Origin of the sequence: Thiomonas sp. FB-Cd (assembly GCF_000733775.1) — a bacterium.
Lineage (GTDB): Bacteria > Pseudomonadota > Gammaproteobacteria > Burkholderiales > Burkholderiaceae_C > Thiomonas_A.
In genome coordinates, this window is record NZ_JPOE01000002.1 from 2,487,234 (window position 1) to 2,498,951 (window position 11,718).

General features: G+C 62.5%; 11 protein-coding genes. 3 read left to right on the plus strand and 8 right to left on the minus strand.

The features are described from left to right. Positions 1-10 precede the first annotated feature (10 nt). The 5 genes from pilQ to CD04_RS0112075 are packed head-to-tail and all read right to left on the minus strand — an operon-like array spanning position 11 to position 5,210. A complete protein-coding gene (pilQ, locus tag CD04_RS0112055) occupies positions 11-2,266 on the minus strand; it encodes a type IV pilus secretin PilQ (RefSeq protein ID WP_051849141.1) in 2,256 nt (751 codons plus the stop codon). Beyond that, positions 2,263-2,817, minus strand: a complete 555-nt coding sequence (locus tag CD04_RS0112060) for a pilus assembly protein PilP (RefSeq protein ID WP_031407110.1) — start codon at positions 2,815-2,817, stop codon at positions 2,263-2,265. The genes pilQ and CD04_RS0112060 overlap by 4 nt, the downstream gene beginning before the upstream one ends. Further along, entirely contained in the window at positions 2,814-3,506 is a 693-nt protein-coding gene (locus CD04_RS0112065; RefSeq protein WP_031407111.1) for a type 4a pilus biogenesis protein PilO, read from the minus strand. The genes CD04_RS0112060 and CD04_RS0112065 overlap by 4 nt, the downstream gene beginning before the upstream one ends. Before the next feature lie 7 nt (positions 3,507-3,513). Then, positions 3,514-4,140, minus strand: coding sequence for a PilN domain-containing protein (locus tag CD04_RS0112070; RefSeq protein ID WP_051849142.1), 627 nt, complete (start codon positions 4,138-4,140; stop codon positions 3,514-3,516). Then, positions 4,137-5,210, minus strand: coding sequence for a pilus assembly protein PilM (locus CD04_RS0112075; protein WP_038167762.1), 1,074 nt, complete (start codon positions 5,208-5,210; stop codon positions 4,137-4,139). The genes CD04_RS0112070 and CD04_RS0112075 overlap by 4 nt, the downstream gene beginning before the upstream one ends. A gap of 648 nt (positions 5,211-5,858) precedes the next feature. Here CD04_RS0112075 and CD04_RS21825 point away from each other — a divergent pair. After that, positions 5,859-8,081, plus strand: a complete 2,223-nt coding sequence (locus CD04_RS21825) for a penicillin-binding protein 1A (protein ID WP_231480569.1) — start codon at positions 5,859-5,861, stop codon at positions 8,079-8,081. A 40-nt stretch (positions 8,082-8,121) separates the two neighbouring features. On the opposite strand, the gene cyaY is transcribed toward CD04_RS21825, so the two are convergent. Then, a complete protein-coding gene (cyaY, locus tag CD04_RS0112085) occupies positions 8,122-8,439 on the minus strand; it encodes an iron donor protein CyaY (RefSeq protein ID WP_031407117.1) in 318 nt (105 codons plus the stop codon). A gap of 23 nt (positions 8,440-8,462) precedes the next feature. Between cyaY and CD04_RS25260 the strand changes: the two genes are divergently transcribed. Next, positions 8,463-8,621 (plus strand): lipoprotein, encoded by a 159-nt coding sequence (locus CD04_RS25260; protein ID WP_081857916.1) that lies wholly within the window; start codon positions 8,463-8,465, stop codon positions 8,619-8,621. Between the two features lie 63 nt (positions 8,622-8,684). After that, positions 8,685-9,986 carry a diaminopimelate decarboxylase gene (gene lysA / locus CD04_RS0112090; protein ID WP_031407119.1) on the plus strand — a complete coding sequence of 434 codons (1,302 nt, stop codon included), beginning with the start codon at positions 8,685-8,687 and terminating at the stop codon, positions 9,984-9,986. Between the two features lie 19 nt (positions 9,987-10,005). Here lysA and CD04_RS0112095 read toward each other — a convergent pair whose 3' ends face one another. Continuing rightward, entirely contained in the window at positions 10,006-10,689 is a 684-nt protein-coding gene (locus tag CD04_RS0112095; protein WP_081857917.1) for a sulfite oxidase heme-binding subunit YedZ, read from the minus strand. Between the two features lie 18 nt (positions 10,690-10,707). Then, positions 10,708-11,709 carry a protein-methionine-sulfoxide reductase catalytic subunit MsrP gene (gene msrP, locus CD04_RS0112100; protein WP_031407123.1) on the minus strand — a complete coding sequence of 334 codons (1,002 nt, stop codon included), beginning with the start codon at positions 11,707-11,709 and terminating at the stop codon, positions 10,708-10,710. Between the last annotated feature and the right edge of the window lie 9 nt (positions 11,710-11,718).

Here is an 11,718-nt window from a genome sequence, read left to right on the forward strand (position 1 = left end):
GACTCGGACCCTAGCGGGTCAGATCCGAGCTCGTGACGATTTTCGGCGTCAGGAACACCATCAACTCATCCTTCTGGATGCTCTTGCTGTTCGTCTTGAACAGGTACCCGAGCACAGGAATATCGCCCAAAAGTGGAACTTTGTCGGTCTGGTTCTGCTCCTGGGACGTATAGATCCCGCCAAGCACAACTGTGCCGCCATTCTCGACCTGCACCTGCGTTGTCACGGTATTGGTGTTGATCGCCGGTCCTGCCGAGGTGTTTTGCCCCACGCTGTCCTTGTGGATCTCCACATTCATGATGACGTTGCCATCGGGCGTGATCTGGGGCGTGACCTGCAGACTGAGGACGGCCTTCTTGAAGGCGACCGAAGTTGCGCCCGCGGACGTTGCTTGCTGATAGGGGATTTCGACACCTTGCTCGATCGTGGCCTGCCGCTGATCCGCCGTTATGACACGCGGGGAGGAGATGACTTTGCCCTTGCCATCAGCCTCGAGGGCCGAGAGTTCCAAGTTGATGAATCGATTCGCCGCCGCATTGAACAAGCTGATGGCAACGGCTCCAGGAGCCACGCCCGTGAGGATTGTGTTGGCGATGGTCGTTGCTGGCAGGTTGACGAATTGCGTGTCTGAAAGCACGGCTCCCGTCGCGAGGTTCTGCCCTGTTTGTTGCGCCACGCCCAAATAGTCGCCGGACACACTGGCGCCCGGGTTGTTGCCTGGGCCCGGCACATTGTTCGAGGAGAATCCGAGCTTCGCCCCAAGGCTGCGTCCGAATTGGTCAGTGGCCTCCACCACCCGAGCCTCGATGAGCACTTGGCGAACCGGCTTGTCGATCTTGCTGATGAAAGCGCCAATTTCCTCCAGCTTGGATGGAATATCCGTGACAAAAATCTGATTGGTCCGTGGGTCGGCGATCACCGTACCCCGCGGGGAAAGAATTCGGGAGGTCTGCGTACCGGTCAGGGCACCCGCAAGGCCGGGTAGGGCCGACGTTCCCATGGCGGGCAAATTGGCCGCCGCAGACGACCCCGACTGGGCACCACCGGTGGCGCCCGTTAACAACTGCACCACGGTGCTTGCGGTCTGGTAGTTGAGCTGAAAAGCCTCCGACTTGAGCGGCTCAAGCGACTTGAGGGAATTGGCAGCCTGAAGTTCGGATTTTTCGCGCGCGAGAATCTCCTCGCGCGGGGCAATCCACAGCACATTGCCGTCCTTGCGCTCACCCAGGCCCTTGGCCTGAAGGATGATGTGCAGTGCTTGATCCCAAGGCACATCCTTCAAGCGCAGGGTGAGATTACCGGTGACTGAGTCACTCACCACGACATTGAGCCCCGTGAAATCGGCAAACACCTGCAGCAGCGATCGAACATCAATGTTCTGAAAGTTGAGCGAAAGCTTCTGACCGTGGTAGCCCGGCCCGTTGCCCGCTACGAGTTGACTGGGGTTGGACACTTCCGGGCGAACTTCCAGCACAAACTTGTCATCAGCTTGGTAGGCGCTTTGCTCGTAGGCGCCGCTGGGCTGCACGACCATGCGCACGTTGTCACCCACTTGAAATGTCGTGACCGACTTCACCGGCGTGGCGAAGTCGCCCACGTCCAAGCGGCGACGCAGGTCGGGCGGCAGCGCGGTCTTGAGGAAATCGACCACGATGTTCTGCCCTTGTTGACGAATGTCGACGCCAACTTGGTTATTTGGAAGATTCACGACAACTTGGCCCGAACCATCCGCACCCCGGTGGAAGTCAACCCCACGCAGGGGAAGCTGCTCGGCGTTGAGGCTGTCGGCAAAGTGTACGGGCTGCGTAAGCGCCGAGCCTGACGTGGCTGACGCCGTCATCGGTGCCGATGCCACGGGGTTGATCAACACCAGCAGGCGCTTGCCCTGCAGTTGGGTCGTGTAGGTGGTCGACCTACGCAGGTTGAGCACCACGCGCGAACGTCCCTGCGCCTGCACAACATTGGCCGAACGCAGGTTTCCCTGCTCAAAGCTCACCGCACTGCGACTGACCCCGGACTTCACACCTGGAAAATCAAGAACGATGCGTGCCGGTTGGTCGATCGTGAAACCGGCAGGGGGAGTCGCCAATGGCTGAGAAAATTCGAGCTGCACGACGATTTGACCGCCTTGGCTGCTGGCACCGACGCTCTGCAGCACGTTGGTGCCCTGCGCCCCGGCCACACTGGCCAAGCCCAGCATCAGCGCCAAGCTGGTCAAAACCCGGACCAACCACGGCGTTGCACGGTCAAGCGGAAGGGACGTCATTTGCTGCTCTCCTGCAATTGAAGGGTTGCGGTGCGTTGCACCCAGTCTCCGGTGGCATCCTGCACCAGTTCCTGCAAGACAACCTGGTTTTCGTCGATTTTCGTGATCCGCCCATAATGCTGGCCCGCATATTCGCCCACATGGGCGCGGTACAGCAAGTTCCCTGCCTTCAGCAGCGCATAGTCGTCACCCTTGATTTTGACGCTACCCACCATCTGGATCTGATCCAGCGAGAACTGCTCGAGCGGTTCCTTGGGGCGATTCATCTGCGCCATCACTTCCGGGCTGAGCTGATTCATCTCTTGCCGCACCCCGGTTTGCAGCTTTGTTGCCGAAAAGGGATCTGTCCGGTCTGCCAAGCTGTAACTTGCAGGGGTGAAGGGTTTCGGCGGTTCAATCGGCTTCACATGCGGATGGAGCTTGGCACGCTGGGCACTCATCCACGTGCGCAGGTCCTGATGCGGTTGCCCCCCGCATCCCGCAAACACAGTTGCGAGCGCCACGAGCCCGATCCAGCCCGCAATACGCAACCTCGGAGACAGACGGGTCATTTCTTGCCCCCCGGCTTCTGGCTCTTTTGCTGCGCGGCCACCTCGTCGGCATCAAGGTAGCGGAACGTTTTGGCCGTGGCATCCATGGTCAGTTTGTCGCCGCTTGGCGCATTCGCCACTTTCGCCGCGCCGGTGATGGCGATGTTGTTGATGGTGACGATGCGCGAGAGCTTGGCCACATCCGCGGTAAATGCAGCCAGATCGTTGTAGGTGCCCTGCACCTTGATCGCGATCGGCAGCTCGGCGTAATAGTTCTTCACGTCCACCTGCCCTGGGCGAAACAGGTCGAACTGCAGCCCGCGGCCGATGCCCGCCTGGTTGATGTCTGAAAGGAGCGCATCCATCTCGGCCTTGCTGGGCAGTTGCTTCTCAAGGAGCAAAACATATTGCTCCACCTGTGCCTTCTGTGCCTTCAGCAGATCCAAGTTGACGGCTTGGGCCAGCTTGCCTTTGTATTCTTGGCGCAACTGCACTTCCTGCTGCTGCGCTTGGTTGAGCTGGTTTTTCACACCCGACAGCCATGCGTACCACCCTGCAACGAGCACCACGATGAGGGCAAAACCATAGGCTGTGGCACGAGGCAAAGGTGGCCACGTCCCAGGATCGTTCTGGTTCAGGCCGCGAAACTGTCCCGCAATACGCTCTTTCAGCGCCGCGAAATCAATCTGCATATTGATGGATTTGGCCATGCTTTCCTTAGCCAGCAGGGTTGGAATTTCCGGTCCGGGCCGCGTCCGACGCACCGTCGGCTGGTGCGGCCGCACGCTTGAGCGTGGCGCGAAGCTGGAAGGCCGACTCGGTCTGGGTGTTGCCCTTTCCGATCTGCTGCGTGACCGAATGGATTTCAATCAATTCCGGCTTTTCCAGCCACCCCTTGCTGTCGGCCAGGTTGCGCAGCAAGTCCGCGACACGCTCCTGGCTCAGTGCTGTGCCCTGAATCAGCACCGACTGCCCCTCCTGCTTGATCGACGTCAACTGCACCCCGGCGGGCGTGTCTTGCGTCAGATCGTCGAAGAGATACACGGAAAGGTTGCGGTCCGATTGCAGGTTCTCCACCGCCTGCTGACGCGCGCGAAGGCTTTCAATCTGCTGGCGCAAGGTGGCAATGTCCTTGATCTGCACGTCAAGCTGAGCGATCTGTGCATTCAAAAAGTTGTTGCGTGACTGCTGAACGCTGATCATCTCGCTCAATACCGTGTAGCCAAGCCCCAGCAAGATCAGGCCAGCGAGCAGGGAAAACACGACCCCAGCGTAGAACGCTTCGCGCCGCTTCTTGCGCTTGGCCTCGCGGTGAGGCAACAGGTTGATGAGGACAATATTCATTGCAGAAACCTGCGCATGGCCAGACCACAGCTCGTGAGATAACTCGGCGCCTGCAGCCGCAACTTCTTCTCGCGTACTTGATCCCCGATGGCCATGCCTTCGAAAGGATTAAGTACCAGGCAGGCCGTGGACGTAAGCTGGGTGATCTTGTCCACCAACCCAGGTAGCGACGCGGTACCGCCTGCAAGCAGGATGTAGTCCACCTTGCTGTTGGGGGTGGCACGAAAGAAGAACTGCAGCGCACGCGCCAATTCCTGCCCCATGCCTTCGATAAAGGGCTCGAGGACTTGGCTGGTGTAGTCGTCGGGAAGATCGGCATTGCGCTTCTTGGCTTCGGCCTCCTCCTGGGAAAAGCCGTAATGCCGGGCGATGGCTTGCGTGAGCTGCTGGCCGCCAAAGGCCTGGTCGCGGTCATACAGGGTTTCGCCGTTGACAAGCACCTGCATCGCTGCGCTGGTGGCTCCGATCTCGAACAGCGCCACCAGGAGATCGTGCCCGCCACGTGGCAGTCGCTCGATCAGCCGACTGGCTGCCAGGCGCGACGCGAAGGCATCAATGTCAATGATCTGGGGTTTGAGCCCTGCCGCCTCGGCAATGGCCTGGCGGTCCAAGACCTTGTCCCGGCGCGACGCGGCGATCAGCACCTCCTGATCGCCGGGCGAGCCCAGGCTCGGCCCCAGCACGCTGAAGTCAAGCGCCACATCTTCGATCGCGAAGGGAATGTACTGATTGGCCTCCGTCTCCACCTGCACCTCGATTTCCTCTTCGCGCAGGTCGCCCGGCAGCACGATCTTCTTGCTGATCACCGCCGAAGACGGCAAGGCCAACGCAACGTTCCTGGTCTTCGTGCCACTCTTCTTCACCAAGCGTCGTACGGCCTCGACCACTTCATCATGTTTCTCGATGTTGCCATCGACGATCGATCCCTTTTCCAGCGGCTCAATCGAAGCGCGCTCCAGGGTGTAGCGGTTTTGATCATCAAGTGACAGCTCGACCAGCTTGACGCTGGAGCTGCTGATGTCCAAGCCGATCAGCGGCGCATAACGCTGGCGAAACATGCTGCTGAACATGGACAACGCAACCCCCTAGATGAATGGGAACTTGAAAAAGCCCGCCTGGAACTGACCGACGTTCGGTGCGCGACGGCTCAAGTTCACTGTTTTTTTCAATCCTAACAACAAGTCTTTGATTGCCTGCCAGGTTTTCCCGGAACCGGGCCGGAAGCGTTGCAAATCTCCCACTTGTGCGCTCCCGATCGGGCAAAGCACGCGGAAAATCAGGCCCTGTCGCCATCTGTTTTTACAATCGCATCTGCGCGAGTCCCGATGGCCTGCATTGCGCGGCGACGACCGTGGAGGCCAGTGGCCGTGACCGTGCCGATACCGGCCGCTGGTCACGCCACGCACCAAACGCCGATGCCTGGCGGGATTGGGGCATGGCCGGATCGATCTTGCCAAAGCGGCCACACAAGCCTGCATGCCTTGCCCAGGCTGCCCCAGCGCCGGACTGGGCATGCGGCGCTTCCCCATAGCCCCATTTGTCGTCACCCCCTGGATTCCAATCACCATGGCGCGCTCCCCAACCCCACCTGCGGCGCCGCCGGCACGGCGCGGCGCCGCAGGCCACACCGGGCGCTCCCCCGCCAGCCGCGTGCTGCTGGGCCTGATGGCACTCGTCATCGCCCTGCCCCTTGCCGCCGCGCTGCTGGGGGCGTGGCCGTGGCCTTTGCATGGCCGCGCCTGCCCGATGTGCAGCAGCTTGTGGATTACCGGCCCAAACTGCCCTTGCGCGTGTACTCGGCCGACCATGTGCTGCTGGGTGAGTTCGGTGAGGAGCGCCGCGACTTCGTTCCCATCGCACGCATGCCGCAGGTGATGAAGCTGGCCGTGCTGGCGACGGAAGATGACCGTTTCTACCAACACAGCGGCATCGATTGGCGGGGATTGGCCCGTGCGGCCGTGGCCAATCTGAACAGGGCCAAGAGTCAGGGCGCCTCCACGATCACCATGCAGGTGGCGCGCAACTTCTACCTTTCAAGTGAGAAGACCTTCACACGCAAATTGTTCGAGGTGCTGCTGGCGCTGAAAATCGAGCGCGAACTGAGCAAGGCGCAGATCCTGGAGCTGTACATGAACCAGATCTACCTCGGCCAGCATGCCTACGGCTTTTCCGCTGCGGCACAAACCTATTTCGGCAAGCCGCTGTCGCAGATCAGCCTGGCGCAAGCAGCCATGCTTGCCGGACTGCCCAAGGCGCCGTCTGCCTCGAACCCCTTTGTCAACCTACCCCGGGCGAAAATCCGCCAGCAATACGTCCTGGGGCGCATGCGCGCGCTCGGCTGGATCAGTGATACCGAGTACGCGCAGGCCAAAGCCGCGCCGCTCGGCTTGCGCGTGGAAAGCCCGGACCGCATCACGCATGCGCATTACATTGCCGAGATGGTGCGACAAGCGATGTTTGCGCGCTTTGGCGAGCAGGCCTACACGCGTGGCCTGAGTGTCACCACCACCATCATCAGCCGCGACCAGCAGGCGGCTTGGCAGGCACTGCACACCGGGGTCATGCACTACGAGTTGCGCCAGGTCTGGCGCGGCCCTGAGGCTTACGTTGATCCCCCAGCGGACGGCGCGGGCTGGCCCCAGACTGTTGACGATGCCTGCGATGATCATCCAGATACTGACGGCTTGCAGTGTGCCGTGGTGACGGCCGTCAGCCCCAGGCAAGTGCAGGTCATGCGCCCGGGCGGTGCGGTCCTTGACCTGTCGGGCGACAGCCTGCGGCAGGCCGCGGCACTGGGCCTGGGGGCAGGGGCCCAACCCAACGTGGCCCTTCGCCCTGGCGCCGTGGTGCACCTGTGGAAGCCCCAACAAGGCCATTGGGTCATCACGCAGATCCCACGGGTGCAGTCAGCCTTCGTCGCGATGAATCCGGAAAACGGTGCCATCCAGGCCCTTGTCGGCGGCTTTGATTTTCAGCAAAATGCCTTCAACCACGTCACGCAGGCGCAACGCCAGCCTGGCTCGAGCTTCAAGCCCTTCATCTACTCGGCTGCGCTGCACAAGGGCTTCATGCCTCCCACGCTCGTGAACGACGCGCCCCTGTTCTTCGATGCCGCGGCAACCGGCGGACAGGCCTGGGAGCCGAAGAATTATGACGGCACCTACGACGGCCCCATCACGCTCAAGCGCGGCATGGCGCAGTCGAAAAACATGGTGGCCATTCGGGTCCTCAACGCCATCGGCCCGAAGTATGCCCAGCAATGGAGTGCGCGCTTCGGCTTCGATCCCGCCACGCAGCCGCCCTACCTCACCCTGGCCTTGGGCGCAGGGACGGCCACGCCGCTCCAGATGGTGCGCGCCTACTCCGTGTTCGCCAATGGTGGCTACCTGGTTCAGCCCTACCTCATCGCCTCCATTGCCGATGGCTCGGGCAAGGCTCTGGCGTCCCCGGAGCCGCAGCGTGCCGGCGACGAACGCCTGCGCACGATCACGCCGCGCAACGCGTTCGTGATGAATACGCTGCTGCAGGAGGTCACGCGCACCGGAACGGCAGCGCGCGCGCAGGCCGAACTCAAGCGCCCGGACCTCTACGGCAAGACCGGCACGACCAACGATGCAGTCGACGCCTGGTTCTGCGGCTACAACCCGCGCCTGGCAGCCGTGGCCTGGGTGGGTTACGACACACCGCTCAAGCTCGGGGCCCGGGAAACCGGTGGGCGCGTGGCACTGCCGATCTGGATCGACTTCATGCGCACCGCGCTGCGCGGCGTGCCCGTCACCGCGTATAGGCCGCCACCCGGCGTGGTGCAGATGGGCGACGCGTATGTGTATGAAGAGTTTGCTGCGGGTGCAGGCATCCATGCGCTGGACGTGCCAACCCCGCCGCCGGCCGCTCCAGCCAGCGGCGGCGCAGCGTCCAAATTGTTCCCGAACTGGAATTGATCCGCCGCCTCGGCCCATGCGCGCCGGGGCAGCCCGCTTCTCAGTCCAGCACGAGTTGTGGACCGCCCTGCTTCGTCACGGCCTCCTGCACCAGGTTGGAGAAACTGCGCCCGCCGCGTGTGTCCAGCCACTGCCCCCCTTTGGCGCGGAAGTGGTACGCGCCAGACTTGCTTGCCAACCACAACTCCTGAATGGCCGGCTGCAGATTGATGATGACAGACTCGCCGTTATCCAGTTCGAGAGTCAACACCGAGCCCTCGCGCTTGGAATCGAGATCGGCGGCATCAGCCGCCGCTTCCAGCGCGCCGAGCGTGGTTTCGGCAAGACGCAAATACTCACTTTGAGGCAGGTCGTTCATGACGTGGCTGATACACTCATTCGATGCAGACCAGAGGCATTCTAGGAACAAGATTTGCCCGCGCCAGGACCGCAGGTTTACTGGCCGCACTGCTTGCGGCCAGTGCCCTGATGGCTGGCTGCGGGCAAAAGGGCCCCCTGTACCTGCCGAAGCCGCCGCAGACCGCACCCGCGCAAGGCTGATGGCAGGCAAGCCGATTCGATGGCCTGCGCACACTCCTTCCCTGACCACGCCACCTTCGCTCCATGCCGCAGCATTCCACCCCATATTCTGATGAGCTTGCAGGCCATCCGCAGATCGCTTACCGCAACGGCCAGCTGATGGTCGAGGCCGTGCCGGTTGCCGAGCTTGCGCAGCGCTTTGGCACCCCGCTCTACGTGTACTCACGCGCCGCGATCGAACAGGCTGCGCGCGCCTATCAGAATGCGGCACAAGGCAAGCGCGTTGCGCTGCGCTATGCGGTGAAGGCCAACTCGAACGTGGCCATCCTGCAGCTGCTTGCGCATTGCGACTGGGGCTTCGACATCGTCTCGGGTGGCGAGCTCGCGCGCGTGCTTGCCGCGGGAGGCGACCCCGGAAAGATCGTCTTCTCCGGAGTGGGCAAGACCTCCGCGGAGATGCGCTCGGCCCTGCAGGCCGGTGTGCAGTGTTTCAACGTCGAGTCGCAAAGCGAACTGCGCCGGCTGAGCCAAGTCGCGGGTGAAGTGGGAGTGACCGCACCTGTGAGCCTGCGCATCAACCCCGACGTCGACGCCAGAACCCATCCCTACATCTCCACCGGACTCAAGAGCAACAAATTCGGCATTGCCCAAGGCCTGGCGCTGCGGGCCTACCTCGACGCCGCGCTGCTGCCCAACCTGCACATCGTGGGCATCGACTGCCACATCGGCTCCCAGATCACACAGCTCGAACCCTACCTCGACGCACTTGATCGGGTGCTCGAGCTGGTGCACGAACTCGAGCACCACGGGATCATGCTCGAACACATTGACCTCGGCGGCGGCCTCGGCATCCGTTACGCCGAGGAGACACCCCCCACTCCGGTTGCCTTGATGTCTGCCCTGCTCGATCGACTGGAGCGAGCAGGGCAGGGACATCGACAGGTGATGATGGAGCCGGGCCGCTCCGTGGTGGGCAACGCCGGGCTGCTGCTCAGCGAAGTCATCACCCTCAAATCGAGCCTGGAGCGTCATTTCGCGGTGGTGGACGCCGCGATGAATGACTTGATGCGCCCGGCGCTATACGAGGCGTGGCAGGCGATCGTGCCGGTACGCCCGCGTGACGGCACACAGGCGTTGCGCTACGACGTGGTCGGCCCGGTGTGCGAGTCGGGCGACTGGCTGGGGCGCGCGCGCGAACTCGATCTGCGCGAGGGCGATCTGCTGGCGGTGCTGTCCGCCGGTGCCTACGCCATGGCGATGGCGTCGAACTACAACACGCGGCCGCGCGCTGCGGAGATTCTTGTCGATGGGGCGGAGGCTCACCTCATCCGCGAGCGTGAAACCGTCGAACACCTGATGGCGGGCGAACAGTTACTCGTCTTCTGAGACCGCCCCTGCTGGGCCTTCAGGCCCGTGCATTCGCGGGCTGCCTTCGCCCTTGCCTGCGCCGCCCCTGCCATGCCCTGACCAGTCGCCAGGCCAGAAGCGTGGCCAGAATCGCCGCGTAGATTTTCGGGTCGGCCGTGTTGTTCTTGGCCAGCTTGCCCCACCAGTAATGGAACACCGCGACCACGCCCACAACGTATATGAGCTTGTGAAGCGCCTTCCAGCGCGCCGCGCCCAAGCGCTTGATCATGCTGTTGGTGGACGTGGCGGCAAGCGGCAGCATGAGCGTAAGAGCCGTCATGCCGGCCAGGACAAACGGGTGTTTGACCACGTCCTTGGCCACCGCGTCCAGGCTGAACCCGTTCACCAGACCGAGGTAGCAGGTGAAGTGCAGCAGCGCGTAGGCAAAGGCGAACAGCCCGAGCATGCGCCGCAGCCGCGCCAGCTCAGTCCAGCCGGTTACCCCGCGCAGCGGCGTGATCGCCAGCGTGATCAGCAAAAAGCGCAAGGCCCACAGACCCGTGGTCCAGATCAGCGTCTGCTCCGGGTTGGCGCCGAGTTGCACGGTCAGCGCGCGCCATACCAGCGTGCCCAGGGGCACGAGGCAGGCCGCAAACACAACAGGCTTGAACCCTCGGGCCTGCAGGGTCACGCGGCGCAGCCACGCTGCCGCCCGCGCCGTGATCCGGAAAAAATCCTTCATGCCGGGCTCGCGTGTTTCTCAGAAATCCTTGGTCAGATTCATGCCCTTGTACAGACTGGCCACCTGCGCGCCATAGCCATTGAACATTTGCGTTGGAATGCGCGGCGCGAACAACCCTCCAAATGCGCCTTGGCCGATGCGGCGCTCGTTGGCCTGGCTCCAGTTCTGCGGACTGACGTCGGGGTTGACGTTGGAATAAAAGCCGTACCACTGTGGCACGGCCCGCATCCACGAGGTGACCGGCTGCTTTTCCACAAGGCGGATCCTGACGATTGATTTGCCCCCCTTGAATCCATATTTCCAGGGAATGACCATGCGCATGGGAGCCCCGTCCTGGTTGGGCAGCACCTCACCGTACAGGCCGAAGGTCAGGAGCGTGAGCGGGTGCATGGCTTCATCCATGCGCAGGCCCTCGAGGTAGGGCCATTGCAGCACGGGATCATTCTGGCCGGGCATCTCGGCCCGGTTCAGCAAGGTGATGTATTCGACATATTTGGCGTTGCCCGTCGGCTCGACCGCCTTGAGCAGGGTCGCCAGCGGATAGCCGATCCACGGAATCACCATGGACCATCCCTCAACGCACCGGTGGCGATAAATGCGCTCCTGCATTGGGGCGAGTTTGAGCAAGTCCTCGATGCCAAAGGTGCGCGGCTTGTGCACCGCGCCCTCCACCACCACGGTCCATGGCCTCGTCTGCAGGCTGCCGGCGTACTTGGCTGGGTCACTCTTGCTGGTGCCAAACTCGTAGAAATTGTTGTAGGTCGTCACATCCTTGTAGGGCGTCAGCGGCTCCGATGTGGAAAAGGCGGCATTGCGGGTCGCCGGCAGCGTGGGCAGCGCGCCGGGGCGAGCCGCCTCGGCAGGCAAGGCATGCGCGCGCTGTGCTGCCACCGCGGCCACGGCAGCTGCTGCGCCCACGCCGGCCATGGCAAGGAGGCGTCGTCGATCGTGATACACCTCGCGCGGCGTGATCTCGGATGGGACCCCATGCTCGAAACCATCATCTTGTCGCTTGTTCATGACAAACTC